22 protein-coding genes are annotated in these 25,216 nt (G+C 58.3%); 11 read left to right on the top strand and 11 right to left on the bottom strand.

Annotated features, from left to right (window positions below):
• The first annotated feature begins 27 nt into the window (after nucleotides 1-27).
• Genes AC1ENN_RS10625 through AC1ENN_RS10615 form a run of 3 tightly spaced genes read left to right on the top strand, consistent with a single transcriptional unit; the run spans nucleotide 28 to nucleotide 3,013 of the window.
• Nucleotides 28-1,146 (top strand): 5-(carboxyamino)imidazole ribonucleotide synthase, encoded by a 1,119-nt coding sequence (locus tag AC1ENN_RS10625; protein WP_480391148.1) that lies wholly within the window; start codon nucleotides 28-30, stop codon nucleotides 1,144-1,146.
• An 8-nt stretch (nucleotides 1,147-1,154) separates the two neighbouring features.
• Complete coding sequence (gene purE, locus AC1ENN_RS10620) at nucleotides 1,155-1,658, top strand: 5-(carboxyamino)imidazole ribonucleotide mutase (RefSeq protein WP_480406943.1); 504 nt, start codon at nucleotides 1,155-1,157, stop codon at nucleotides 1,656-1,658.
• Between the two features lie 47 nt (nucleotides 1,659-1,705).
• Nucleotides 1,706-3,013 (top strand): LCP family protein, encoded by a 1,308-nt coding sequence (locus AC1ENN_RS10615; protein WP_480406046.1) that lies wholly within the window; start codon nucleotides 1,706-1,708, stop codon nucleotides 3,011-3,013.
• A 75-nt stretch (nucleotides 3,014-3,088) separates the two neighbouring features.
• Here AC1ENN_RS10615 and AC1ENN_RS10610 read toward each other — a convergent pair whose 3' ends face one another.
• Genes AC1ENN_RS10610 through AC1ENN_RS10590 form a run of 5 tightly spaced genes read right to left on the bottom strand, consistent with a single transcriptional unit; the run spans nucleotide 3,089 to nucleotide 8,034 of the window.
• Nucleotides 3,089-4,219, bottom strand: a complete 1,131-nt coding sequence (locus AC1ENN_RS10610; protein WP_480406045.1) for a glycosyltransferase family 4 protein — start codon at nucleotides 4,217-4,219, stop codon at nucleotides 3,089-3,091.
• Nucleotides 4,216-5,070, bottom strand: a complete 855-nt coding sequence (gene rfbD / locus AC1ENN_RS10605) for a dTDP-4-dehydrorhamnose reductase (protein WP_449647239.1) — start codon at nucleotides 5,068-5,070, stop codon at nucleotides 4,216-4,218. Before rfbD ends, AC1ENN_RS10610 begins: the two co-directional genes overlap by 4 nt.
• Nucleotides 5,067-6,050, bottom strand: a complete 984-nt coding sequence (rfbB, locus tag AC1ENN_RS10600; RefSeq protein WP_449647238.1) for a dTDP-glucose 4,6-dehydratase — start codon at nucleotides 6,048-6,050, stop codon at nucleotides 5,067-5,069. Before rfbB ends, rfbD begins: the two co-directional genes overlap by 4 nt.
• The gene (locus tag AC1ENN_RS10595; protein WP_449647237.1) at nucleotides 6,047-7,060 is read right to left on the bottom strand and encodes an NAD-dependent epimerase/dehydratase family protein; all 1,014 of its coding nucleotides are present in this window, start codon (nucleotides 7,058-7,060) and stop codon (nucleotides 6,047-6,049) included. Before AC1ENN_RS10595 ends, rfbB begins: the two co-directional genes overlap by 4 nt.
• A 35-nt stretch (nucleotides 7,061-7,095) precedes the next feature.
• The gene (locus AC1ENN_RS10590; protein ID WP_480406044.1) at nucleotides 7,096-8,034 is read right to left on the bottom strand and encodes a glycosyltransferase family 2 protein; all 939 of its coding nucleotides are present in this window, start codon (nucleotides 8,032-8,034) and stop codon (nucleotides 7,096-7,098) included.
• A 66-nt stretch (nucleotides 8,035-8,100) separates the two neighbouring features.
• On the opposite strand from AC1ENN_RS10590, the gene AC1ENN_RS10585 reads away from it, so the two are divergent.
• The 6 genes from AC1ENN_RS10585 (at nucleotide 8,101) to AC1ENN_RS10560 (ending at nucleotide 15,214) form a co-directional block, all read left to right on the top strand.
• Nucleotides 8,101-9,093: a glycosyltransferase family 2 protein gene (locus tag AC1ENN_RS10585; RefSeq protein ID WP_480406043.1), complete on the top strand. Its 993-nt coding sequence runs from the start codon at nucleotides 8,101-8,103 to the stop codon at nucleotides 9,091-9,093.
• 115 nt (nucleotides 9,094-9,208) lie between these two features.
• Complete coding sequence (locus AC1ENN_RS10580; protein ID WP_449647234.1) at nucleotides 9,209-9,820, top strand: dTDP-4-dehydrorhamnose 3,5-epimerase family protein; 612 nt, start codon at nucleotides 9,209-9,211, stop codon at nucleotides 9,818-9,820.
• A complete protein-coding gene (gene rfbA, locus AC1ENN_RS10575; RefSeq protein ID WP_480406042.1) occupies nucleotides 9,820-10,689 on the top strand; it encodes a glucose-1-phosphate thymidylyltransferase RfbA in 870 nt (289 codons plus the stop codon). The genes AC1ENN_RS10580 and rfbA overlap by 1 nt, the downstream gene beginning before the upstream one ends.
• Nucleotides 10,686-12,041, top strand: a complete 1,356-nt coding sequence (locus AC1ENN_RS10570; RefSeq protein WP_449647232.1) for a glycosyltransferase — start codon at nucleotides 10,686-10,688, stop codon at nucleotides 12,039-12,041. The genes rfbA and AC1ENN_RS10570 overlap by 4 nt, the downstream gene beginning before the upstream one ends.
• A 47-nt stretch (nucleotides 12,042-12,088) precedes the next feature.
• Nucleotides 12,089-13,627, top strand: coding sequence for a DUF2142 domain-containing protein (locus AC1ENN_RS10565; protein ID WP_480391144.1), 1,539 nt, complete (start codon nucleotides 12,089-12,091; stop codon nucleotides 13,625-13,627).
• A 9-nt stretch (nucleotides 13,628-13,636) separates the two neighbouring features.
• Nucleotides 13,637-15,214: a DUF2142 domain-containing protein gene (locus AC1ENN_RS10560; RefSeq protein ID WP_480406041.1), complete on the top strand. Its 1,578-nt coding sequence runs from the start codon at nucleotides 13,637-13,639 to the stop codon at nucleotides 15,212-15,214.
• Here the strand turns inward: AC1ENN_RS10560 and AC1ENN_RS10555 are convergent.
• A complete protein-coding gene (locus AC1ENN_RS10555) occupies nucleotides 15,192-16,487 on the bottom strand; it encodes a nucleotide sugar dehydrogenase (protein WP_480391142.1) in 1,296 nt (431 codons plus the stop codon). The two genes, AC1ENN_RS10560 and AC1ENN_RS10555, sit on opposite strands and share 23 nt — an antisense overlap.
• Before the next feature lie 169 nt (nucleotides 16,488-16,656).
• On the opposite strand from AC1ENN_RS10555, the gene AC1ENN_RS10550 reads away from it, so the two are divergent.
• A complete protein-coding gene (locus AC1ENN_RS10550) occupies nucleotides 16,657-17,838 on the top strand; it encodes a hypothetical protein (protein ID WP_480391141.1) in 1,182 nt (393 codons plus the stop codon).
• Here AC1ENN_RS10550 and AC1ENN_RS10545 read toward each other — a convergent pair.
• The 3 genes from AC1ENN_RS10545 to AC1ENN_RS10535 are packed head-to-tail and all read right to left on the bottom strand — an operon-like array spanning nucleotide 17,829 to nucleotide 20,835.
• Complete coding sequence (locus AC1ENN_RS10545) at nucleotides 17,829-18,974, bottom strand: glycosyltransferase family 4 protein (RefSeq protein ID WP_480406040.1); 1,146 nt, start codon at nucleotides 18,972-18,974, stop codon at nucleotides 17,829-17,831. The two genes, AC1ENN_RS10550 and AC1ENN_RS10545, sit on opposite strands and share 10 nt — an antisense overlap.
• The gene (locus AC1ENN_RS10540) at nucleotides 18,971-19,495 is read right to left on the bottom strand and encodes a hypothetical protein (RefSeq protein ID WP_480406039.1); all 525 of its coding nucleotides are present in this window, start codon (nucleotides 19,493-19,495) and stop codon (nucleotides 18,971-18,973) included. Before AC1ENN_RS10540 ends, AC1ENN_RS10545 begins: the two co-directional genes overlap by 4 nt.
• Nucleotides 19,492-20,835: a glycosyltransferase gene (locus AC1ENN_RS10535; RefSeq protein ID WP_480406038.1), complete on the bottom strand. Its 1,344-nt coding sequence runs from the start codon at nucleotides 20,833-20,835 to the stop codon at nucleotides 19,492-19,494. Before AC1ENN_RS10535 ends, AC1ENN_RS10540 begins: the two co-directional genes overlap by 4 nt.
• Nucleotides 20,836-20,901: 66 nt before the next feature.
• Here AC1ENN_RS10535 and wecB point away from each other — a divergent pair, with 66 nt between their 5' ends.
• On the top strand, nucleotides 20,902-21,966 hold the full coding sequence (wecB, locus tag AC1ENN_RS10530) for a non-hydrolyzing UDP-N-acetylglucosamine 2-epimerase (protein WP_480406037.1): 1,065 nt from the start codon (nucleotides 20,902-20,904) through the stop codon (nucleotides 21,964-21,966).
• 39 nt (nucleotides 21,967-22,005) lie between these two features.
• Here the strand turns inward: wecB and AC1ENN_RS10525 are convergent, their stop codons facing one another.
• Both AC1ENN_RS10525 and AC1ENN_RS10520 read right to left on the bottom strand, forming a co-directional pair.
• A complete protein-coding gene (locus tag AC1ENN_RS10525) occupies nucleotides 22,006-23,196 on the bottom strand; it encodes a glycosyltransferase (protein ID WP_480406036.1) in 1,191 nt (396 codons plus the stop codon).
• Between the two features lie 38 nt (nucleotides 23,197-23,234).
• Nucleotides 23,235-25,043, bottom strand: coding sequence for an ABC transporter ATP-binding protein (locus AC1ENN_RS10520; protein ID WP_480406035.1), 1,809 nt, complete (start codon nucleotides 25,041-25,043; stop codon nucleotides 23,235-23,237).
• Nucleotides 25,044-25,216: the final 173 nt, after the last annotated feature.

The following is a 25,216-nucleotide window of genomic DNA, read 5'->3' as shown; positions in this document are numbered from 1 at the left end:
TCATCTTAGACAGTGCAGGAGTCACTAGTGCCACCGATCGTGGGCGTAATTGGCGGAGGCCAACTGGCCAGAATGATGATCCCGCGCGCAATCGAGCTCGGTATCGAGCTTCGTGTGCTCGCTGAGAGCGACGGAATGTCAGCCAAGTTGGCGGCAACTGCTGTCGGTGACTACACGGATGCTGAGACCGTTCTCGCATTTGCGCGAGACGTCGACGTCATTACTTTCGATCACGAGCACGTACCCCAGGATGTGCTGGCTCAGCTTATTGAGGCCGGAATCGCCGTGCATCCGGGACCAACACCGCTCGCGGTTGCGCAAGACAAAATTCTGATGCGCCAAGAACTGACCCGACTTGGACTTCCCGTTCCCGAGTGGGCGAGCGTAGCGACACCGGCTGAACTCGACGAGTTTCTGAGCAACAACGGCGGGCGGGTGATCGTCAAGACTCCTCGAGGCGGCTACGACGGCAAAGGCGTTCGTGTCGTTTCAGCTTCGAGCGATGTTGCTGATTGGTTCGCGGCGGGCAATCCACTCTTGGCCGAAGAACTCGTGTCCTTTACGCGAGAGCTTGCGCAATTGGCGGCGAGGAGCCCAAGCGGTGAAATCGCACTGTGGCCGTTGGTCGAGTCGATTCAGCAAGACGGCGTCTGTGCCGAAGTCATTGCGCCGGCACCGTCGCTCGCCGCGCCGCTCTCTGCGGAGGCGGCAACCATCGCTCGCACCGTCGCCGACGAACTGGGCGTAACGGGAGTGCTCGCGGTTGAACTCTTCGAAACGTCTGACGGTCGCCTCTTGATCAATGAACTTGCGATGCGGCCCCACAACAGCGGGCATTGGACGATGGATGGTGCGGTCACGAGCCAATTCGAACAACACTTGCGTGCAGTGCTCGATCTGCCTCTCGGTGCGACCGATGCGCGCTCGCCGTGGACCGTCATGATCAACGTGCTCGGGGGACCGACATCCGGAACCATTGCGGAGCGCTACCCCGCAGCATTCGCGAATCAACCGACAGCCAAGTTTCACGAATATGGCAAAGCGCCTCGCCCTGGGCGCAAGGTTGGTCACGTGAATGTGAGCGGTGACGACCTCGATGACGTGGTGTACCGTGCGCGTGCCGCAGCAGCAATTCTGAAGGATTGACACCTACCATGGGTTCCGTGACTCAACCGCAAGTAGCCGTCGTAATGGGATCAGACTCTGACTGGAACGTCATGGTCGAAGCATCCGTTGCGCTGAACGATTTTGGAATCGACCACGAAGTTAGTGTGATTTCAGCGCATCGCAGCCCCGAGAAGATGATCGCTTTCGGCAAAGAAGCAGCTGGTCGCGGAATTCGAGTCATCATTGCTGGCGCGGGCGGCGCAGCACATTTGCCCGGAATGCTTGCCTCCGTAACAACTCTTCCCGTTATTGGGGTTCCTGTTCCGCTTTCACGACTCGATGGCATGGATTCGCTGTTGTCGATCGTGCAAATGCCTGCGGGTATTCCTGTGGCTACCGTATCGATCGGCGGAGCTCGCAATGCGGGAATTTTGGCTGCACGAATTCTCGGTTCCGGTGATGCTGAACTCACCACGAAGCTTGCCGACTACGCCGCAAAGCTCGAAGCCCTTGTTGACGACAAGAACGCTGCACTGAACGCGAGCCTGTGAGCGCAGCAAGCTCCCTCCGCCAACCGGCCGACAGTTCGCCGGAGACGATGACAAAGCGAGCATGGTGGCTGCTCGGGCTCAACGTGCTCATCCCCGGCTCTGCTCAACTTCTTGCCGGAAACCGAAAGCTCGGTCGCTTCGGCGTCGTCGCTAGTTTCGTTTTCCTGCTCCTCGTCGTTGTCGGTGTGGTGCTCTCGCTCGTTGCACCGGCCGTCATATTCACCGTGGGTAGCAGCACCCTCGGTCTCTGGGCGATCGCGCTCATTCTGGCGTTCTATGCAGTGCTGTGGCTCATCCTCACCGTCAACGCGTGGTCTCTCGCGAACCTTGGTCGGGCTACACCCGGTGGTCGCTCCGCTGTTGCGGCATTCAGCGCCATTGTTTTAGTCGTTGTGGCTGGCACGGCAGGATACGGCGCCTACGTAGCGACTACCGCTAACTCGTTCCTCAGCGACGTGTTCATCGCGGCACCAACCAAAGAACCTATTGACGGGCGCTACAACATTTTGCTCCTTGGTGGAGACGCCGGAGTTGATCGTGATGGATTGCGCCCCGACAGCATCAGCGTTGCCAGTATTGATGCCGAAACCGGAGAAGCCATAATAATTGGCCTGCCCCGCAACATGGAACTCACCCCTTTTGTTGCCGGATCTCCGCTCGCTGACAAGTATCCCGATGGCTATGGCGCCTACGGCTGTGACGTCGACGTTTGTCTTCTCAATTCGATCTACACCGAAGTCGAGCTGAACACCCCCGATCTTTACCCGGATGCTGCGGCAAACGGCAGCTCGCCGGGAATCGAAGCCATGCGTGACGCGGTTGAAGGAATCACCGGACTCGGCATCCAGTACTACGCCCTCATCGATATGCAGGGCTTCTCAGATCTCATTGACTCGCTCGGCGGTGTGACGATCAATGCCGAAGAGGCTGTGCCAATTCACGCGGATGCTGAATTTACGATTGTCGCAGAGTGGATTCCGGCTGGCGTGCAAGTAATGGATGGCTATCACGCACTCTGGTATGCACGATCGAGGCACGACACTACTGATTACGACCGCATGGAACGGCAGCGCCAACTTCAGCAGGCCGTTATCGAGCAGTTCACCCCCGCGAACGTGCTGACGAAGGTGCAAGCGATAGCCGCGGCAAGCTCGAAAGTTGTGACGACTGACATACCGCAGGGGAGCTTGGGCTACTTCGTCAATCTTGCCTCGAAGACACGAGCGCTTCCCATCGGATCGCTGGAGTTGGTGCCAGCGAACGATATCGTCCCGGAGAACCCGGACTTTGACTACGTCCGTGAGCTCGTTGCTGCGGCGACAGTATCCACGGTCGTCGACGAGAACACCGAATAGCTCGCACGCGCACTGATCGGCGCTCGCAAGCGGCGCGACGGGAACCTAACGGCGCTAGTGGCACCGAGCGGGCGGTTAGAGGTCAGCGTGGAGCTGCCACACCTTCTCAGCAGACATACGCCAGTTGAAGGCGCGAGCACGATCCTGACCGGCGTAAAACAAGCGTTCGGCGAAGGCAGCATCGTTCAGCACTCGACCGATACCTTCGGCGAGTGCGTCGCCGTAACCCTCGGCCGGTTCACGTTCGACGACAACTCCAGCATCGGCCGCGATTTCTACCAGCGCGGGCGCATCGGAGTGCACAACAGGAATTCCGAACGAGAGTGCCTCAAGCACAGGCATTCCGAACCCGACATCAAGGTTCGGATACACAAATACGGACGCGTGGTCGAAGGCAACGGAAAGATCCTCGTTGCTGAGAGTGCCTAGGCAGCGAACGCGCTCCGCGCTGACGCCCTCTGCCTCGACGAAGGCCGCGACAGCCTCATCCTCGGGCTCTGGCCCCACCATCAGCAGGACGACGTCGTCATCGAGGTCGCGAAGGGCGCGGATCAGGTGATCCATTCCCCGATGCGGTTCGAGGCCGCCGATGGCGAGCAAGAATCGCTCTGGAAGTTCAAGCTCTGCTGCGCGTTCTTCGACGTTATCTGGCACCCGGAGGCTAGTGCTTGCGGCGCCGCTAATGACCCGTACGCGGTCGCCAAAATTGGCGATGCCCTCGAGTTGTTGCGCAACCGTGTGGCTGGGGACAACGATCGCATCGGCATACTTTTCTGCGCGCTTGAGCATCGCGCGACTCCAGCCGGCCTGACGGCTCCCGATCGACTCTGGCCGCGTCCAGGCCACCGTGTCATGCACGGTAACGACGATCTGATCACCGCGATTGAGGCGATCATGACGACGAAGCGGTGCAAGCAAGCTTGGCGCATGAAGCATGCCGCTGCCCGGGACCTTCGTGAACCCGTGTTGCCACGATGCGCGAAGTTCGCGACGGCTCAGGGCACTCTTGTGAAGCTTCGCAAGGTTGGGCAGACGCGCCTCGATGAGGGCATATTCCTCTTCGGTCGAGGCAGAGACGAAGCCCTCAACAAAGCAATTGCTCGGTGCGCTGGCAATAAGTCCCCGCGTCAACTCTTCTGAATATCGGGCGACACTGCCATGAGTAGGCGAGAGCATCTCGTCGATGATGACGCGGAGAGTGGTCATTCTGCAGTCAATGCTCCTGAATCAAAGGCGGCTTGAAGAGCCTGTTTCCAATCGCGCATCGGCTCAATCCCCGCGTCGAGCCATGCCTGGTGGCCAAGAACAGAAAAGCTTGGTCGCGGCGCAGGCCGTTGGAAAGCTGAACTGTCGGTCGGCTTGACCCTATCAGGATCAAGCCCGGCACAAACGAAAACTGCCTGCGCAAGATCGAACCACGAAGCGCGACCAGAGTTGGTGCCGTGGAAGATGCCAGCAGGCGTTCCGGCATCGATGAGGGTCACAAGCTGAGCGGCGAGATCGCCGGTCCACGTCGGCTGACCATGCTGATCATTCACGACGTCGAGTGTCTCGCGATCCGCTGCCAGCTTCAGCATCGTTCGGGGAAAGCTTGAGCCCTTCGTTCCATACAGCCAGGCGGTGCGCACAATGGTGGTTCGCCCAGGATTGTGCTCAAGGGCCAGCAGCTCACCAGCCGCCTTTGTGCGGCCATACGCTGACACTGGATGCCGCGGCGAATCTTCTGCATAAGGCTCAGTAGCGGTGCCGTCGAAGACGTAGTCCGTCGAGAGCTGCACAAGTCGTGACCCGTGCTGTGCGGCGGCGATGGCGAGGTTATGAGGGCCAACCGCGTTCACGGCGTTGGCGTTCTCTTCGTCGGTTTCTGCATCATCCACTCGGGTGTAAGCAGAGGTGTTGACGATCACGTCGTAACCGCTCAGAACTTCGAGGGCGGCTTCGCGGTCGGTAATGTCGAGCTCATTGCGCGTCAGAGCAGTGGCGTCGCGGCCACTCAGAGCGTGCATGAGGTCAGTGCCGAGCATCCCGCCGGCACCGACAACGGCAATCCGGGTCACAGGGCGGCCTTTTCCTTGAGCGGTTCCCACCACTCGCGGTTGTCCCGGTACCACTGCACTACGTCTGCGAGGCCCTTCTCGAACGGAACCTGAGGGGCATAACCGAGCTCAGCGCTGATCTTGGAAATGTCGACGCTGTAGCGGAGGTCGTGACCGAGCCGGTCCTCGACGCGGTCGACAGACGACCAGTCGGTTCCGGTGTGATCGAGGAGCATTTGGGTGAGTTCTTTATTGGTGAGCTCGGTGCCGCCGCCGATATTGTAGATCTCTCCTGCGCGGCCACCCGTGACTACGAGCGCGATTCCGCGGCAGTGGTCGTCAACGTGGAGCCAGTCGCGGATGTTGTTGCCTTCGCCATAGAGGGGAACGTGCTTGCCGTCAATGAGATTGGTGACGAACAGCGGAATCAGTTTCTCGGGAAAGTGATAGGGCCCATAGTTGTTCGAGCATCGTGTGATCGAGAGGTTCATTCCGTGAGTGCGGAAGTAGCTGCGCGCGAGAAGATCGCTACCTGCCTTCGACGCGGAGTATGGCGAGTTGGGCTCGAGCGGCCGCTGTTCATCCCACGAGCCCTCGGCAATCGACCCGTAAACCTCATCAGTGGAGACGTGAACGAAACGGGGAGTTTTGGCTCGTAGTGCTGCATCGAGCAGTCGTTGGGTGCCAAGAACGTTGGTTTCGACGAAAGCGCTCGCATCGCGTACCGAACGGTCAACATGGGATTCGGCGGCGAAATGCACAATCGCATCGATGTCGCCAAGGATCCCGTCGAGCAGGTCAGCATCGCGGATGTCGCCTTCGACGAACGTGAAGCGAGGGGAATCAGCAACAGGAGCGAGATTCGCACGGTTGCCCGAGTAGGTCAAAGCATCGAGAACGACAACATCGGCACCCTCGAGACCGGGGTAGGCATCTTCGATTGTGCGACGAACAAAATTGGAGCCGATGAATCCGGCACCGCCGGTCACGAGAATTTTCATGAGGGGTTCCTGTCGTTGTTACGCGGTGAGCTGGAGTTGTGAGTCGAGGCGCCGGTGGCCGGAAACTCAGACGCGAGGGTTCGTTTGAGAGCTTCCTGCAAGCTATAGGTAGCCGTGTAGCCGGAGTCGCGTAGTCGGTCAGTATTCACGGTTGTATCCGCGGCAAACTTGCGAATGCGCACCGCACTAATCGGAAAAGTGCGTCGGGTGATTTTAGCGGCAGCATCGAAAACGTAGCCAGCCGCTATCCCCAGCCCCAATGGCAACCGCAGACCGCTAGCAGCATGAACATTCATCTCATCGCGAAGAATCGAGATGAGATCCTTGGTCGAGAGGTCAGGTTTGTCAGCAAAGTTACGGATCTCGATTCCGGCGGGGGCATCAAGGCGACTCGCAATGTACCCAACGATGTTGCCGACGTAGGCCATCGACTTTTTGTTCTCGCCCTTGCCGACCATGATGAATCGTCCAGAAGAAACCTGCTTGGCGAGATTGTAGACGTTGCCGCGGTTGCCTTCTCCGAACACCACAGACGGGCGAACAATTGCCAACGAACGTGAGGCATCCGCGTTCGCCCAAGCGCTAAAGACGACTTCGGCGGCTAACTTGGAGCGGCCGTATTCATTGAACGGCTCCGGCACAGAATCTTCGGCAGCATTGTTCTTGTCGAGTCCGTACAGCGCGACCGTGCTCGTAAACACGATGCGATTGATGCCATTGGCTTCTGCTGCGGCGACGAGAGCATGTGCGCCACCGACATTTACCTCGGTGTAGAGGCTCAACGGGGTCACATCGTCACGGTGTTCGGCAGCAAGGTTGATGATTGCGTCGTGACCGGCGCTCGCTGCGGTGAGCTCTTCTGCCGAACGAACATCGCCGGCAATGGACTGTTCTGGAAAGCGAGTCGAAATGTGGCGGTCGAAGTTCGTGAACTTGTGACCCTGTTCGCTCAAGGTTTCAAGAAGGCGAGTGCCGATAAAGCCACTACCGCCGACGACGAGAATCTTCATAGAGTTACTTTCGTTGTGTGCGACAGACAGTTTGTTCACCAGACACCAGCGCCGATCAACAGCGCAATTATCCACTGATCTCTTGGGCGTCGCCTGAGTTGCGACGCGCGGCGAGCCAGAGCGAATCGGTCTCGGAGGTTTCGGTGGTCGACGAGGTCGCGCATCCGGAGCAATTCGGGGCGGTGTTCATCGTCGGCAACGCTGAGCGCGACGCGCGTCAAGAGCCGTGCTTGACCGCGGTGCCACTGTTCGCGAACCAACGAGAGCCGTGACAGGGCGGAGCGTGCCCCCACATTGGCGCCCATGACATTGGCGTCGTGTTGACGGTATTCGACGGTCGGCACCGCATCGATGTGCCACGTCCAGCCGTGTGCCCTCGCCAAGACATAAAGCAACCAGTCGTGATACTGAGGTGGTTTCGTGGTTTCTGGAGAGTCCAAATAGTCCCGCGCCAAGGCAACAAGACGATTGGACATGAGGAAAGTCGAGCCAGGACCCGGGCTCTCAAGCAAATAATCGAAGCGGCGCTGGGGAAAGTCTTTCTTCACCAGACTTTGTCCGCCGTCTGGCGTGAATGACGTCACGTTTGACGAGACACCATCGACCCCCAAAGCGGCGCTCAGCCGTACATGGGAAGCAAGTTTGGTCGGTACCCAAATGTCATCCTGATCAGAGAATGCGTAATACTCGCGATCAGCGGGAACGAGCTGAATGAGGCGGTAAAAGTTGGCGGCGGCACTGCCAGAAGCGCCGTCGCTGGGGATAATTGTGAGGCGTGGCTCTGAGGCGGCACATTCGGCAAGCCATTCGGCAGTGCCATCCGTTGATGCGTCATCTCGCGCGAACACTTCGACATCCACGCCCTGCTGAGCAAACACACTCTCGAGCTGTTCGGGAAGCCAGCGGCGACCGTTGTGGGTCGCCAGCAGCACTGCGACGCGGGGGAGCACCCCTGGGGTGGAATCGGCAGGCATAACTCCACAATGATAGTTGGCTTGGCGTTGCGCAATACCGCCGGGTGCGAGCCGTAGGCTGGAGCAATGAGCGCAACAGAGCCCACCCCGTCCATCTCGGTGGCCCTCTGCACTCACAACGGCGCAACCTACATCCGGGAACAACTTGTCAGCATCCTTGAGCAAGTGCCGGCGCCGACGCAACTTGTCGTGTCGGATGACGCCTCTAGCGACGACACGATCGCCCACGTTCGCGAAGTTGCGGCCCGCTATCCCGCCGTTGAACTCACGGTGTTCGAAAACATTCCGCCACTGGGCGTAACCAAGAACTTTGAGCAGGCTATTCGGGCTTGCACCGGTGACTTCATCGCCTTGAGCGATCAGGATGACCTCTGGCATGCGGGGCGCCTCGCGCTCTTTGGGGAGCAGTTCGCAGCGCATCCGACTGTCGCCCTTCTGCACAGTGATGCTCGACTCGTTGATGCCGCGGGGGAGCCGCTCGGTCACACTCTCGCCGAGGCACTGGGAGTGAACGCAGTCGAGACGGCGAGCATCCATGCCGGTGACGCATTTTCGGTATTACTTCGCCGCAATCTGGTTACGGGCGCCTGCACAGTCTTTCGTCGCAGCCTCGTGGAATATGCCGCACCTTTTCCTCCGTCTTGGGTGCACGATGAATGGCTTGGCGTGATTGCAGCCGCTGTCGCCTCGACCGATTTCCTTGAGCAGCCAACCATTGACTACCGTCAGCACGGAGCAAACCAAATCGGCGCGACGAAATTGACGCTTGCCGGCAAATTTGGGCGAATGATGGAACCGCGTCGCGCGAGAAACGCTCGTCTCGAGACCAACATCTCGGTACTGGTCGACCGGCTACAGCGACTCGGCTCCCGGGTGAGCGACGACAAAGTGAACCGCGCGCTCGCCAAGTTGGAGCATGAACGTATGCGAAATGCCCTACCGGAGAAGCGGATGCGACGGATTCCTGCAGTGACGCGTGCCCTCTTCGCCGGTAGCTACGGTCGGTTCTCCCGTGGCCCGCTCGACGCTGTGCGCGACGTTCTGCAACCCGTGGACTGAGTCGGCGCGGATATCACGCGGGTTCGACAGATCCGTGTCTAGCTCATACGTCACCGGATTGCCCGCAGCGGAACGCTGAACTGAGTTCCAAGCCTCGCCGGGTAGGATTCCGGGTGTGCAGATACGTGAACTCTCGGTGCCTGATTCCTACGAAATCACCCCTAAACAATTCGCTGACGACCGCGGCGTTTTCTTGGAGTGGTACCGCTTCGACAAGCTCGAAGAGGTAGTGGGGCACCCGCTCGACCTTCGGCAGGCCAATACGTCGGTTTCGCAGCGCGGCGTTGTGCGGGGCATCCACTATGCGGATGTTCCTCCAGGGCAAGGCAAATATGTCACGGTCACGCACGGCCGCGGCATCGACTTCGTGGTCGACATCCGTGAGGGTTCGCCGACGTTTGGCCAGTGGGACTCTGTCATTCTCGACACCGTCGACCGTCGTGCCGTTTATGTCGCTGAGGGTCTTGGCCATGCCTTCATTGCGCTCACCGATGACGCCACCCTCACTTACTTGGTGAGCGACGTGTACAAGCCCGGTGCTGAACACGACATCAACGTGCTCGACCCTGAGATCGGTTTGGTGTTCCCTCCCGAACTTGGCGACCTAGTTCTTTCGCCCAAAGACAAAATTGCGCCCACTCTTTCCGAGCGCCTCGCCGATGGCTCCCTGCCGTCGTACGCTGCCGTGAAGGAGTACTACGAGGCGAACCGAAAGGAACGCAACTAATGCGCGGAATCATTCTGGCCGGCGGCAGCGGAACGCGCCTCTGGCCCATCACCAAGGGCATCTCCAAGCAGCTCATGCCCATCTACGACAAGCCCATGGTCTACTACCCCTTGTCGACTCTCATGAGCGCGGGCATCCGCGAAATTTTGATCATTACGACACCGGATGACCAGCCGCAGTTCCAGCGACTGCTTGGCGATGGCAGTGAACTCGGCATCGAGCTCACGTATGCCGTGCAGCCGTCGCCGGATGGACTAGCGCAGGCGTTCATCATTGGTGAAGAGTTCATCGGTGACGAGAAGGTCGCTCTCGTTCTTGGCGACAACATTTTTCACGGTGTGGGGCTCGGATCGAACCTGCGCAAGCACAATGACGTCGATGGTTCGCTCATTTTCGCGTACCACGTGCGCAATCCGCGGGCCTACGGCGTTGTCGAGTTTGACGAAAACTTCATCGCCCAGTCGATCGAAGAGAAGCCCCTCGAGCCGAAGAGCAACTACGCCGTTCCCGGACTCTACTTCTACGACAACTCGGTCATTGAGATTGCCAAGTCGATCACGCCGAGCGCGCGTGGCGAACTCGAAATCTCGACCATCAACGAGCACTACCTCAACCGGGGTCAGCTTCAGGTCAACGTACTTGACCGTGGCACAGCGTGGCTCGATACGGGAACGTTCGAGTCGATGGTTCAAGCCACCGAGTTCGTGCGCGTGATTGAAGACCGTCAGGGTTACAAGATCGGCTGCATCGAAGAGATCGCGTGGCGCGCCGGCTGGATATCGGATGACCAACTCGCTGCCCTCGCCGCTCCTCTCGTCAAGAGCGGCTATGGCGTCTACCTCGAAGGACTGTTGGCGGCGGCGAAGTGACTCGAGTACTGATCATCACGGGAGACCCGATTGGTCCCCGGATGGCCGGGCCCGCGATTCGCTCGTGGAATATGGCTCTCGCGCTCGCCGAAGCGGGCAACGAGGTCACGCTCATGACGACCACCAAGCTGCAGACGGTGGATGCTCCTTTTGAGCTCACGCTTGTGACGCCGGGGGAGAACGACGCCTTTGCGAAGCTTGAGCAGTGGTGCGATGTCGTTGTCTTCCAAGGGCACGCGATGCGTCAGTTCGAGGTGTTGCGCACGACAGACAAGATCACCGTGGTCGACATTTATGACCCCATGCACCTCGAGATGCTTGAGCAGGGCCGCGAGCTCGCGAGGGCCACGTGGGAGCTTCGCGTCACGACGGCCACTGAGGTGCTCAACGAGCAACTCGCGCTCGGTGACTTCTTCATGTGCGCCTCCGAACGGCAGCGCCTCTTTTACTTCGGCCAGATGGCCGCCCTGGGGCGCCTCAGTCCCACCACCTACGAAAACGATCCGCATCTCGAAGGTCTCCTGAGTGTCGTGCCATTCGGGCTCGAGCACACACCACCCGCCCACGAGCGCGACACCCTCAAGGCTGTTCTGCCTGGCATCAACGCCGACGACAAGCTCATGATTTGGGGCGGCGGCGTCTACAGCTGGTTCGACCCTAAGACTCTGATCCGCGCCGTTGCGAAACTGGCTGAAACTCGCGATACGGCCAAGCTCTACTTTCTCGGCACCCGGCATCCGGGAGTCGACCAGATGGGTATCGTGCGCGAATCGCACGATCTTGCGAGCGAACTTGGTGCCCTCAACACCTCGGTGTTCTTCAACGAGGAGTGGGTCGACTATGCCGACCGCCAGAACTACCTGACCGAAGCGGATGCCGGCGTGAGCACTCACATGTCGCATATCGAGACGACGTTCTCGTTCCGCACGCGCATCCTCGACTACCTGTGGGCTGGCTTGCCGATGGTGGTTACCGAGGGTGACAGCTTTGCTGACCTGATTGAAACCGAGGGGTTGGGGCTCACCGTGCCTGCCCAAGACGCGGATGCTCTCGCCGCAGCCCTCGACCGTGTTCTCTACGACGAAGCGTTCATTGCCGAGTGCAAGCAGAACGTCGCTCGGGTTCGTGAGGACTTCTACTGGGAGCGCACGCTCGCGCCCTTGGTGAATTTTGTTGCCAACCCGCAGCACGCCGCAGACCACGCTGCAACGCGTCGTCGTGGCGTCACGCTTGGCCGAAAAGTGCGCAAACCTTATGGTCTGCGCCATGATCTCCGGATGGCCTGGCATCACTTGCGCCATACGGGTGTGAAGGCGACGGTAGACAAAGCGGTCGCCCGGGTGCGGCGATAGCTCTCGTTCACAGCAATCTCAAAGTTTACTGCCGTTAGCTTTGAGCAATGTTGACTGGCCTGCGTTCCGTTCTCTCACGGTCAGACCGTCGAATCGGGCTGCTTGTGGCGCCCTTATTGGTGTTCGTTGCTCTTGCGGCGTGGGCGCTGTCTTCGCCCGTTGGCTCAAGTCCCGATGACGATTTTCACCTGACCAGTATTTGGTGCGCGACCGGTAACGCCGACTACTGTGCGTCCAGCGGAGACTCGGGCACAAGACTTGTTCCCCCTGCAGTGGGCGATCCTGCCTGCTTCGCCTACGACGCCGACAAGAGCGCCGGCTGTCAAGACCGCATCGATTTCGCGGCGGGTCCCACCAAAGAGACTGCGCGGGGCAATTTTGCTGGCGGCTACCCTGTTGTCTATTACGGTGCCATGAGCGTCTTTGTTGGGCCGGATGTTCATGCTTCCGTTCTGATAATGCGCCTCATCAATATCGCACTATTCGTGGGACTGGGCGTCGCGCTCTACCTGCTTCTGCCAGTCAACCGTCGGCAAATTGTGGTCTGGCAATGGGCGCTCACGACAGTCCCCCTCGGACTATTCGTGCTCTCGTCAACCAACCCAAGCTCGTGGGCTCTTATGGGCGTCGGCTACGGGTGGCTCGCCCTGCTTGGCTTCTACGAAGCGAACGGGCGAAAGCGGATAGCTCTTGGCGCACTCTTCCTGCTTTCGGCGGTCATGGCATCCGGTTCTCGTAGTGATGCGACTGTCCTCTTCGTGGTTGCGGTCTTTGCTGCTGTGTTCCTTGTGGCACGCAACACTCGACGTTTCTGGCTTTCATCGTTGCTGCCGGTTGCCGGCTTTGTCATTTGTGCACTCTTGTTCCGTGCTTCACGATCAGCGGATGCCGTAACGAGCGGAGTGGATGAGCAGCTGGGGCTGGGCGTCATCCTGCCCCGAATCGCTTATAACCTCACGGAGGTTCCGTCGATTTGGACGGGCATCTTTGGGCAGTCGTGGGGTCTGGGATGGCTCGATACGTCGATGCCCGCGATCGTGTGGGTGAGCGGTGTTGCCGCGCTTATCGGGGCAGGTTTTGTTGCTGCACGCGCATCTTCGGGGAGAAAGACTCTCGTTGTGGCGCTGGGGGCTGTAGCGCTTGCCATGATTCCCGTTGCGCTTCTCGTGCTCGCCGGAAAAGACGTCGGTGATGACTATCAGCCTCGATACTTGTTGCCCTTGATCATTGTCTTCGTGGGCGCCGTGTTCTTCACCGCACGAGGCCAGTTTGTGCACATCTCCCGAGTGCAAGTGTGGGCAATTGTTGCCGCATTGTCTGGCGCTCAGTTCATCGCGCTGTACCTCAACATCCGCCGCTACGTCACCGGAATCGATGCACTAAGTCCGAACCTTGATGCGGGCCGCGAGTGGTGGTGGGCGTTGGCCATCACGCCCAATGTGGTGTGGCTGGTTGGCTCGCTCTGCTTTACTGCGGCGCTCGTCGTGTTGCTTCCCTTACACCGAACGACAGCTCCAGCCTTGACTGATGCTCTCGGGGCAGACCATTCTGCACGGCGACCCCAGCGTTCGCGCTCTCTGAGATAGCCTGTACGGATGCTACCCGGCCGCTCTGAATCTGTTGTCGCGTCCGCGCGTACTCGATTTCTCCACCGTTTTCGCGTCATTTACTTAGCTCCGGTTTTGGCGTTGCTTGCCCTTTCCGCTTGGGCGTTCGCATCTCCGATGGGTGCAGCGCCCGATGATGACTATCACTTGGTCAGTATTTGGTGCGCGACGGGCGATGACGCTTACTGTGCGCCAGGTTCAGCGGACTCGACTCGGATGGTGCCGCAGGCGGTTCTGAGTTCTCCTTGTTACGCGTTCTACAGCGAGGAGAGCGCAGCGTGTCAAAATCGTCTCGATTTCGACAGCGAAACTCTCGTCGAGACGAAGCGCGGAAACTTTGTGGGGGCTTACCCGCCGGTTTACTACGCCGTTATGAGTATTTTCGTCAGCGATGACGAGCACTTCTCGGTGATGGCGATGCGACTATTTAACGTTGCTTTGTTCGTCGGGATTACAACAGCGCTGTACTTGCTCCTGCCTATCACTCGTCGGCCGGCTCTTGTTTGGGGTTGGCTAATTACGACGATGCCGTTGGGTGTGTTCTTGTTGGCGTCGAATAACCCCAGCGGGTGGGCGGTGGCTGGGGTCGGTTCAGCGTGGCTAGCTCTGTTGAGTTTCTATGAAGCTCGAAATCGGTTGGTGCTTGTCGCATCCGGAGTGCTCGTCGTGATTTCCGTGCTGATGGCGGCAGGGTCCCGGGGCGACTCGGCTCTCTACGTAGTGGGAGCGCTCGGTGTAGCGGCGATTGTGGCGTTCGAAAACAGACGACAATTCTGGTTGCGCTCGGTGCTTCCCGCAGTGATGTTCATTGTTTCGGCAGCATTCTTCTTGGCAGCACGTCAAACTGCGGCGGGGACTGGTGGGTTTGGGGGGCAAGACGCTGCACCCGCTTCCGATCAGGCTTCCTCCGCTTTGGATAATCTCGCTGGCTTCGGTCTGCTCGCGTACAACCTTCTCAACGTGCCGTCGCTGTGGACTGGTGTGTTTGGAGGCTGGGCGCTCGGTTGGCTCGATACTCCTATTCCTGCGTCGGTTACTTTCTTCGGTATCGCTACTTTTGTGGGGGTCGGGTTCGCCGGGCTGGCCGTATTGACGTGGCGCAAGGCTTTTGTCATTGCCGGGGTTGGGTTTGTTCTTCTCGCCTTGCCTACGTACGTTCTCACTCAGGGCGGTGACAAGGTGGGGGAGCAAGTGCAGCCTCGTTACATTCTTCCGCTCATAGTGTTGATGGGCGGAATATTAGTTCTGCAGGCGGGACGCAAACAGTTTTCACTGGGCCGCGTTCAAACAATCGCGGTTGTTTTCGCATTGAGCGCCGCAAACCTTGTGGCTCTTCACATGAATATGCGCCGGTATGTAACGGGAAACGACGTTCCGGGATGGAACCTCAACGCGGGCGCTGAGTGGTTCTGGCCCGGCGCACCTGCACCGATGGTGGTGTGGGCAATCGGCTCGCTGGCCTTTGCCGGATTGGTCGTTATCTTGGCGCGCGAAATGTCACTTTCAGCGGCGGTAGTGGCTGAGCCGAAGATCGGCGAAAAAGCTACGGTGTCGGTTTCCCGATAACGCGGTACGTTACTCCAGACCACTGATCGGCACTACTCACGCGGCGTCCGTCGACGAATGTGCGAATGCCGGGCAGCTGCGCAGCGCTGAGAGTCCGGTATTCCTTGTGGTCGGCCTGCACGACGACCGCATCAACAGGCTCCCCGTAGTGGTACGGCGCAAAGCCAAGCTTGGTCAGTTCTTCGTCGGTGTAGAGCGGGTCGTGCACAAGAACTGTTGCGCCGCGGCTTGTAAGAGCATCCACGGTTGCGAAGACTCCTGAGAACGCGGTCTCTTTGACTTCACCGCGGTACGCAGCACCGAGTACTACAACGCGGGCGCCGGCAACGTCGCCGTGTGCGCCCTCGAGCAGCCCAATGGTGTACTCCGGCATTCCGGCGTTTGCTTCGCGTGCAGCCCGAACGATGGTGGCGTCAGGATCGTTCCACAGGTAGAGGCGTGGGTAGACCGGAATGCAGTGACCGCCGACGGCGATTCCCGGTTGATGAATGTGGCTGAAGGGTTGTGAGTTTGTGGCTTCAATCACGGCGTAGATGTCGATGCCGTTTTGACCGGCAAAGCGAGCGAACTGGTTGGCAAGACCGATGTTGACGTCGCGGTACGTGGTCTCGGCCAGCTTTGCGAGTTCTGATGCCTCTGCAGAGCCGAGATCCCAGACACCATTTTCGCGGGCCAAATCGGGGCGCTCGTCGAAATCGAGTACAGCGTTGTAGAAGTCGGTAGCCTGCTTCGCGCCTTCGGGTGACAAACCACCAACGAGCTTGGGGTACTTGCGGAGGTCCTCGAAGACACGCCCGGTTAGGACGCGCTCGGGGGAGAAGACAAGGTGAAAGTCCTTCCCCTCCGTAAGGCCCGAAACCTCTTCGAGCAACGGCTTCCAACGATTGCGGGTAGTGCCGACAGGAAGCGTTGTTTCATAGGAGACTAGCGTTCCGGGAGTGAGGTGCTCGCCGAGCGAGCGCGTGGCAACATCCATCCAGCCGAAGTCTGGTTTCGCATCGTTGTCGACGAACAACGGCACGACGAGTACAACGGCATCGGCGCCGGGAATCGCGTCCGCGTAGTCAGTAGTCGCTCGGAGCTTTCCTGCTGGAACTAGCTCGCTCAGGAGCTCCTGCAAGTGAGCTTCGCCGGGGAAGGGTTCGATGCCCTTATTGATGCGGTCGACGAACTCGGCGTTAATGTCGACGCCCACGACGTCGTGACCCTTCGAGGCAAACTGAACGGCCAGAGGGAGGCCGATCTTACCGAGGGCGACAACTGCGATTTTCACTGGGGAGAGTCCTTCTGTCGAGGGCTGCGCAAGGCGTCAAGCGCAGGGAGGTTAAGTCTAGTTGCCCTTAGCGCCAGAGGTGGCTCTTGTGCGATGGCTTCACAGTTGGTGTACACGGAACTAGGGGGAGTCGAGAACGATAACCTAAGGATGCACGAAAGGTGGCGAGATGATCAAAGAGATCAAGTGGGTTGCGGGTAAAGTTCTGCGTGTTATTCCCGAACCGCTGCTCGGTCGTTTGCTTCCAGGCGAGTTTCGGTTCGACCCCCGTGACCTGCCTGAACTTCCGACACCGCCTATTGGCGCGATTCGCGTATACATTGCTCCGGCGAACTATGCAGGTCAAGGATGGGAGTGGGCTCGCGCCATAGACCGCTACATCGACGGCGCCCAAGCATCAAATATGGTCTACCAGCGAAAGGCCGATTTTCGGTATCAGGCTGACAGCGCTGTCCCTTTAGGTTTCTACGCGGCATCGAGACGCTGGCAGCGCCGCCAGTTTGACTGGGTGGTTAAGAACTTTACTCACGTCATCATTGAGGCGGAACAGCAGCCATTCGGTGCCGTTCTCGACGAATCGGTCACTTCTCAAGTTCGAAGGCTCCAGGCGCGCGGCCTCACCGTTACGATGCTCTGTCATGGAACAGACATCCGGTTGCCGAGTCGCCATCGTGAACTTGTGCCGAATTCTCCGTTCGCGGATTCCCTCGCCGGCGTTGCGCCCAAACTTGAAAAACTCGCCAGAACTAATCGTCAGATTCTCGACGAGTTGGCACTTCCGGTACTCGTCTCTACGCCAGATCTCTTGGCTGATGTTCCCGTCGCGCGTTGGCTTCCTGTCGTCGTTGATGCTGCGCGGTGGAGTGTGACGTCTGAGCCGCTTGATCGTGCAGTTCCGGTTGTCGCCCACGCCCCCAGCAAGGGTGCGGTCAAAGGATCTGAGCTTATTGATCCCATTCTCCAGCGGATGCACGAGAGAGGCGTTATCGAATATCGGCGGGTTAACGGTGTGCCGTCTGCACAGATGCCTGACGTCTATCGGAGCGCAGACATTGTGCTCGATCAGTTTCGGCTCGGGTCGTATGGAGTCGCTGCGTGCGAGGCGATGGCGGCGGGTCGGGTAGTCGTTGGCCACATTACGGATGAGAACCGGGCCAGAGTCAGGGAGTCGACGGGGGAGTCGTTGCCGATCGTGGAGTCGACGGTGGAAGATCTCGAAGAGGTTCTTCTGGGAGTCATCCACAATCGGGAAGGGTCCCGTGAGACCGCTCGCGCAGGTGCGGCATTCGTCGCCAAAGTACACGACGGACGATTCTCAGCTGCAGTTTTTGAGGACCTTTTTCACCCCTGATCTAGGGAGAGTGCGATCGCCGTCGCGGCATGATCAGCTACGGAGCGCAATGAATAGTTGGCCTCAACCCACTCGGAGAGCCGCCTATCCGGATGCTGGCGCGGTGTAGACAGTGCATCTAACATCGCGTCAGCGACCTGCGTGGCTTCCCAGTTTGTCGCCCAGCCCAAGTGGTTCTCTGTGACGAGTTCGTTGAGGGGACCCGCTCCTGAATAGATCACGGGAACGCCGCAACTTAGCCCGGCGAGAGCCTTGGTCGCGAAAGCGAAGTCATAGCCCTGGCCTGGTCGTAGCGAGGCTAGGATCGCGGTCGACCCTCGAAGCCACGCTGAGATCTCGGCGGCTTCTACTGCGTCATGAAACGTGACTCGATCCGCGAATGCGCGTGACCGTGTCTTGATTGCTTCGAGCTCTGAGCCGCCTCCGAACATCTTTAGAGTCACGGTGGGATGCTCTCGGCAGACTCTTTCGAACGCGTCCACGAAAACTGAGGCTCCGTGAACTTCCGACATCGTGCCGGCGTAGATGAAATACGGTGACTTTTCGGTCTTCCGCGGGCCATCAGGAGAGAACACTGAGGTATCGACCCCGGTGCCGACTACCGTGACCCTCGCCCGTTCGGCGCCAAGCGCGACGACTTCATGCCGGATGTCTTCAGAGATTGCGAGCACACCCCGCGCTCCGCTGAGCGTGAGGCGCTCCATCGTCGACACCGCTGAAAGCACGAGGGGGTGCACCCCGAGTTTCTTTACTACAGCGGTGGTCACATCTGCGGAGTAGTAGAAGTAAGGGGTGCGGCGCACCCAGCATGCCAAGCGAGTTGCCATTCCCGTAGTGGGGGGAGGCTCTGCGATTACAACGTCAACGCGCCGGGATAGTAGGAGCCGGAAAAAGAGGGGCACATCAAAACTCAGATATTGCAGGTAACCACGAACGACGCCGTTCTTGTCACGGAGCACCGGCCATCGCCGGATCCTATCTGTGCTGTGAGTGGCTCCTGGAGCCCTGGTGGTTAAGACCTTGGTTTCAAATCCGGCGGCATCGAGTGAGCGCGCGAGGTTGCCGAGCCGGTAGGCAGCTGCTGCTCCTTCCGGCTCGAAGACGCGGGTGGCGATGATCGCCCTGCGCGGAGTCACGAGTCTGTCAACGGCGTTGACGTCATTTCCCAGATAGAGGTTGCCCGGTGATCGTACAAGGCCTGACTGACCCATTGGCGCCGCACTGCGACCCACGCTGTTCGAGTGCTCTGGATGTCCGCCGCTATCGCAATGTCTGAGCTCGCCAACAGCGTGCGAGATGCTGCGTCCCGCCGCACAGTTCTCCAGAACACGCGTCCTTGATCGAACGGTGCCATTGAGTTGAGAAGTCGGCCGATGGGATATCCGGCAAGCTTCTGGCGGAGAGTGAAAAGCCCGAACCTGCCGAGAAGGCGGTCGGCCAAGCTGTAGTCAGTCGCAAAGAGCCGAACGTGATTTTCAACACCCTCGATGGGCTCTGAAAGCCCAAGGGATATGACCGACAATCTTGCGGTTTCCCCTGCTTCGTCAAGAATGCGTTCCAGAATGGAAGGTTCACCGGCAACAGACGACAGCTGCGAGGAATTTAGCCCTGAACCCAGCAATACAACAATGTTCACTGTTTCCGCCTGCGCACTCATTTGCGGCCCTCTCTCACAAGATTTTTGAGAGCAGATACTCGCGGCAATAGTTGTTCGTCGCGGGCAAGGTGGCGCGCCCACTGTTGGTTAGAGGAAAAGTCGTCTGTTTCCATTTTGATCGCAGCTTCTGCAGCCTCGACTATGGCGCGCGTGATCTCGCTCACGGTGACTTCTGAAATCGGATACCACTGCGGATACCCTAAAAGGATTTCCGAGGCGGCAGTCTCCGGATGGTGCGCTGAAACGATGGGGAGACCAGTGGCAGCGTATTCAAAAACCTTCCCGCTTGTTACGTACTTACTGCGACCAAGAATAAGCATGAGTGCATCGAAGCTCTGGTAGACCTGAGAGATATTTGTCTTGCTTACCGGGCCCTCGTACCGCACCCCCGCGTCAGCATATTCTTCAAGGAGCGCGGCAGTCTCGGGATCAGGCTCAGCAAAGTGGCCAAGACGCCCACGAAAAACGAGGGTTGAGTGTGCCACGAGTTCAGATGACTCTCGCGCTTGTTTCCACGCTTCCAGAGTTTCCCGAAGCGGCATCGGCCCGTATGTTGTTCCTAGAAAACCGAAGACGAGTCCGGAGGCGTCTGCTGGTCTTGGCCGACTGGAATCGAGAAAATCGGGATCGTAGCCGTTGGCGACGACGTGGAACTCTTCAGCGCGTTCGGGGTAGGTCATCGAGTGCCAATCGCGAATCGCAGCGTTCACGAACCATGCCTCAGAGCTCTGAGCAAAGAGTTTTCGTTCGAGTCGCTTCGACCGGCTTCCGCCCGTCGGCTTTCCCGAGTAAACGTTGAGGTGCCAGGTATCACGATGATCCATGACGTAGGGCACGCCGTAGCGGCGATGGAGCTCGTAGCCAGGCATGAAATCGACGTTCGGGTTCGAAGTGCCAAGAACTAGATCGACACTATCTGCACGGTGGATCTGGTCAGCCGCATCGAGGAGAGGGCGAAGCCACCTCGCGTAGCTGGGTTCTGGAAACTTGAGACCAGCCCACTTCCAGCGAACATAGTTCCAGAGGAGTGGCGAATAGATTCGCCAGCCGCTCCACTTCGCGATATCGGGTTCACCGCGGGGTGGGTCGAAAGGTATACGCACCACTTTGATGCGGGGATCGATCGATGATTCTGCGTCCGGGTCGCTGCCCGTAAGTCTCTCGAAAGTGTCTCGCGTGGCGGTGAGCACGGTAACGCTCCATCCGTTTCGCACGAAGGCGTTGGCTGTCGCGAGCGCCCGATACATTCCTGCACCCCGAGAGGGCGGATAGCCCCATGCGACGTAAAGAAGATGTGGCTGTGCCGAGCTTTCATCATGCGTAGGCCTTGTGGAGTTCATCGTCTCTATCCTAGAAGCTTTGTCGTTTCGAATGGGCAGCGCACGTGGCCCTACTAGATTGGAACCATGCGAGTTTTGAGTGTCGTGGGCGCGCGCCCGCAGTTTGTAAAGTTAGCGCCGATCGCCCAAGCGTTGAAAGGTCGAGCAGAGCACATTGTTGTGCACACCGGGCAGCACTATGACGCATTGATGTCCGATGTTTTTTTTGCGGATCTAGGGATCCCTCAACCTGACGTCAATCTCGCAGTGGGATCGGGCGCTCATGGAGCACAAACCGGCGCAATGCTCGCTGGTCTTGAGCCTTTGTTTGCCCAATATTCTCCCGATTGGGTTTTGGTTTACGGCGATACGAATTCGACTCTGGCTGCGGCAATTGCGGCGGTAAAGATGCATATCCCCGTAGCCCATTTGGAGGCGGGACTTCGCTCGTTCAATCGACGAATGCCCGAGGAACACAATCGAGTCCTCACCGATCACGCTTCGGACTTGTTGCTCGCCCCAACCGAAGTGGCTATGGCGCACCTCACGCGAGAGGGGCTCTCAAGCCGCAGTGTTCTTGTCGGAGATGTAATGACCGACGTGCTGTTCAGCGTGCGTGACCAGGTGGAATCCAGCCCGGTCGAATCGCCGGTTGATTCCCATCGTGGTGAGTACTATGTGGCGACACTGCATCGTCCAGACAACACGGATGATCCTCAACGGCTTGCAGCAATTATTGCGCAACTCTCTGGACTCCAATATCCGGTGTTCCTCCTAGTGCATCCACGACTGGCTTCGTTGGCTGAGCAGCACGGAATTTCCCTGGAGCGGGGAGTCATCCGCCCAATTGAGCCATTGGGCTACCCGCAGTTAGTGTCAGCGGTGATGGCGAGCGCGGGCGTAATTACTGACTCCGGTGGACTGCAAAAGGAAGCATTCTTGCTTCGAGTCCCTTGCACGACAATTCGTCCTGAAACGGAGTGGGTTGAGACAGTCAGTCTGGGGTGGAACGTCCTGATCGGCGATGACCTTTCATCGCTCAAGACAATGGTCGAACGCCCTTCGCCTCTAGAGACTGAAGCTGCACCATATGGTGAAGGGGCGGCAGCGACAAAGGTCGTTGATGCACTCTTAGAGCGGGCGCGCGATTGATTCCAGCCGGTAAGCGCTCCAAACCCAACGCTCGTCCAGTTAGCTGACTGCCGAGGAGTCGGCGTCTGCTGACTTGATTATGCGAAGGAAGGTCGTCCTCTCGGCTTCCGCGTTGAGGTCGTCTGCTGCGGTATGAGAGGCATTTTTGAAGCCAACGACGTCGTTGTGACTGAGCTTGTTGAGTCCGTCAGCTAGATCGCTTGACTTCCAGCCATCGATAATGAGCCCATTGCCATACTTTTGGACAATGTTGGCCATCATGGGGCTTTGTCCTACGACGACTCCCAACCGGCCTTGAATCGCCTCAAAGAACTTATTGGGCAGCGCTAGTTCTAAGTTCTTGGTAGTGGGTCGATAAAACATTATTTCGAGGTCATATTGATTAACTGTCGCGCTGAGCTCATGCATCGGGGCGGGCGGAACGACCCTTATTCGATTTCCTAACGGCGCTGCATACTCTTTAAGGTCCGCAATCACCTTGTCGCTTCCTAAGAGCATGAAAGTGACATGAAATCGTTCGTCTAGAGTACGCATCGCGTCCACGATTTCTCGCAAGCCTCGATCCCAATTGGCGAGCCCGTGATGAATGAGTTTAATCGTGTCGGGCGTCGGTACTGACGGCGTGAGGTCTTCGAAATGCGGGCTGTTTCGGATGATCGAGAAAGTGGGAAGCGATAGCTCGGTTTCGTAAAGCCGGGCGATACCTTCATTTACCGTAGAGCGGGATGTGAACCGTTCGTGCGCGAATAGTGCTCGCGCCCACGCATAGTAGTTAGCAGAGACACGCTGCCATAGGGTGATTCGTTCGATTTCAGGCACGAAGTATTCGTGAAGATCGAGATGAATGTGGGTTCTCTTGTTCTGGTCTGCGAATGTGCGGGTATCCGCAACCCAAGGAACGAAATGCCGGTCGTTGAAGAGAATAAATTGGTACTCGCCATTGCGTACTCTATTTTGTGCAGTGACGGGAATCCGACGTTGGGTTAGCGTGCGAAACTTCGCTTTGTGGGTGAAGAGGCCATAGATGAGCGCGGTTGCCCACTTAGTGGTTGTCCAACTCGCTTCCGGGGAAAGTGCGAAATGGTCTCGAACCGCAGCGATCGCACTCCCGAGTCCAATGGTGTCGACCGTCCAGCCTTCCGCAACAAGCCAATCGACCTGCCGGCGAACTCGCGGGTCACGATTAATATCCGACATCACAATGACGAGTGCGTTTTTCTCTTGCTCCATGGTGCCTTCCAGCCTAGCTCCAGCTCCCTCCTTGCACGTCAGGAAGAAGGCGGGCCTTGGTCGCCTCCGAGGCCAGCCAGCCGGGCTTGATTGGCGAAATCGGGCACCGATGCGACCAGTTCGTCGAAAGTCCCTTGCGCTTCGACGCGACCATCCTTCATAAAGAAGATGATGTCCGATTCTTTGACGGTCGCGAGACGGTGGGCGACAGTAATAATCGTTAGTGAGCCCTTGAGCTGTCGGATAGCGTCTGTGACGGCCGCTTCTGTCGCAGTATCGAGGGCGCTAGTCGCTTCGTCCATTACCAGCACGAGAGGGTCCGAGTAGAGCGCCCGTGCGATTCCCAGACGCTGACGCTGGCCACCGGATAGTGCGAGCCCGCGTTCGCCAATTCGCGAGTTGAGACCGTTCTCCCGTTTTTCAATTATGGGCAACATCTGAGCCTGTTCAAGCGCGCTACGGGCACGATCGGCGTCCGCATCGCTTGTCCATGTCAGAGCAACATTCTGAAGCACACTAGCGTCGAATAAGGAGACGTCTTGGGGTACATAGCCAATGCTTTTCCGCCATCCCACAGTCGCTTCGGTCAGAGGGACATCGTCGATGAAGATTGCACCTTTAGTCGGCTCGATCAGTCCGAGTATGAGATCCACCAGAGTTGATTTTCCAGCCCCAGAAGCACCTACGAATGCGACAGTCGAGCCAAACGGGATGGAGAGGCTAACCTCGGAGACGGCTTCTGGACTGTTGTCATTGTATTGAAACGAAACCTCATCGAAACGGATTTCGGTTGGGTCCTTCGGAAGATCTCGTTGGGTCACGTTCGCTTTCAACCGGCGGTTCAATTCTGAACGTTCAATTTCTGTTACTACCGCGAGAGCGTGAGGATGGCTGACGGAGATCTGGGTTACGACGGACTGGAACCGAACAATTGACGGAGCGAGTCGAAATCCTGCAAGCCCAAACAGCGCGATTGCGGTGGTCGCACCGAGAATTCCGCCGGTCAAGTATCCGGCGATACCCACGAGCGCGAAACCGCCGACAATGCCGGAGTCAAGCGCAAAGCGGGGGACCTGACCGAGGAACTGCGAGTTCGCTCGAGCGCGGGTCGATCGAGATCGGTTTCCTCGTACGACCAAGGCGGCTTCCGCGGTCTTATTGCGCAGGCTTACCTCTTTTAGTGCGCCGACCATTTCAGTAATTAGTCTCGAGCTTCTCAACGAGAAACGAAGCGCAACAAGTCCAGCCTGTCGTGCCCGCTTCGTCACCCAGAAGAACAGCGCAGCGCCAAGCAGGCCCAGATACACGATGGCAATTATGGCAACCATCGGTTGTGCGACAGCGAGCACGGTGATGACCATCACGAAGCTTAAAAATTCGCCAACTAGGGTCGTCGCGGGGAGGATAAAGCCAGAGACAGTTGTGCTGACGCTGCTATCCGTAAGCCTCACGATGTCCGCGGAGTTTCTCTTGAGCCTATCCACCCAGTTTGACTCCAAATAACTGTCGAATAGGCGTGAGCCCAATTCCAATTCGTAGGTGGAAAATCGCCGTGTTGCGCGCCACATCATGCCGAGTGTTCCCGCGCTCTTACCGATTATCAGTAGGCAGATTGTGCCGAATAGGGCCAGGATGCCTGAACCTTCGATCAACCCAATGATGGGCAGTTCTAGAGCGCTGCCGGATGCTAGTGGCGCGACTGCGAGAGCCAATAGAGCAAGAGCCGCAGCATCGACCACGGAGAGCAGCGCGAGCCCAATCGAATACCACACCAGAAAGCGGCGGGCTGAGCTTGGCAGCAAGCGAAGTACCTCGCGGTACGTAGCTGCCATTGCCTTGAAGTTCATAGATTTCCTGTGTTCACAAGTCTGTTGATGGTCTCTAAGCGCTCGTGATCAGTCCCAAAGTTCAGTTGATTAGAACATCAATCACCTTGATCGCGTAATTCACGACACATCTCGATTGGGTTCTTGCGCGACCTTAGGAGCCCTTGGGAACGCTTGCGCGATGTCGCGCCGAT

It is taken from the genome of Rhodoglobus sp. G.S.23 (assembly GCF_056675935.1).
This window is presented reverse-complemented; position numbering and strand designations above follow the sequence as displayed.

What these genes read in the sequence shown, in the direction of transcription:
- purE (WP_480406943.1), top strand. Translation starts at nt 1,155, where the DNA reads ATGGGTTCCGTGACTCAACCGCAAGTAGCCGTCGTAATGGGATCAGAC.
- AC1ENN_RS10615 (WP_480406046.1), top strand. Translation starts at nt 1,706, where the DNA reads ATGACAAAGCGAGCATGGTGGCTGCTCGGGCTCAACGTGCTCATCCCC.
- AC1ENN_RS10610 (WP_480406045.1), bottom strand. Translation starts at nt 4,219, where the DNA reads ATGACCACTCTCCGCGTCATCATCGACGAGATGCTCTCGCCTACTCAT.
- rfbB (WP_449647238.1), bottom strand. Translation starts at nt 6,050, where the DNA reads ATGAAAATTCTCGTGACCGGCGGTGCCGGATTCATCGGCTCCAATTTT.
- AC1ENN_RS10595 (WP_449647237.1), bottom strand. Translation starts at nt 7,060, where the DNA reads ATGAAGATTCTCGTCGTCGGCGGTAGTGGCTTTATCGGCACTCGCCTT.
- AC1ENN_RS10590 (WP_480406044.1), bottom strand. Translation starts at nt 8,034, where the DNA reads ATGCCTGCCGATTCCACCCCAGGGGTGCTCCCCCGCGTCGCAGTGCTG.
- AC1ENN_RS10585 (WP_480406043.1), top strand. Translation starts at nt 8,101, where the DNA reads ATGAGCGCAACAGAGCCCACCCCGTCCATCTCGGTGGCCCTCTGCACT.
- rfbA (WP_480406042.1), top strand. Translation starts at nt 9,820, where the DNA reads ATGCGCGGAATCATTCTGGCCGGCGGCAGCGGAACGCGCCTCTGGCCC.
- AC1ENN_RS10565 (WP_480391144.1), top strand. Translation starts at nt 12,089, where the DNA reads ATGTTGACTGGCCTGCGTTCCGTTCTCTCACGGTCAGACCGTCGAATC.
- AC1ENN_RS10560 (WP_480406041.1), top strand. Translation starts at nt 13,637, where the DNA reads ATGCTACCCGGCCGCTCTGAATCTGTTGTCGCGTCCGCGCGTACTCGA.
- AC1ENN_RS10550 (WP_480391141.1), top strand. Translation starts at nt 16,657, where the DNA reads ATGATCAAAGAGATCAAGTGGGTTGCGGGTAAAGTTCTGCGTGTTATT.
- AC1ENN_RS10540 (WP_480406039.1), bottom strand. Translation starts at nt 19,495, where the DNA reads ATGAGTGCGCAGGCGGAAACAGTGAACATTGTTGTATTGCTGGGTTCA.
- AC1ENN_RS10535 (WP_480406038.1), bottom strand. Translation starts at nt 20,835, where the DNA reads ATGAACTCCACAAGGCCTACGCATGATGAAAGCTCGGCACAGCCACAT.
- wecB (WP_480406037.1), top strand. Translation starts at nt 20,902, where the DNA reads ATGCGAGTTTTGAGTGTCGTGGGCGCGCGCCCGCAGTTTGTAAAGTTA.
- AC1ENN_RS10525 (WP_480406036.1), bottom strand. Translation starts at nt 23,196, where the DNA reads ATGGAGCAAGAGAAAAACGCACTCGTCATTGTGATGTCGGATATTAAT.
- AC1ENN_RS10520 (WP_480406035.1), bottom strand. Translation starts at nt 25,043, where the DNA reads ATGAACTTCAAGGCAATGGCAGCTACGTACCGCGAGGTACTTCGCTTG.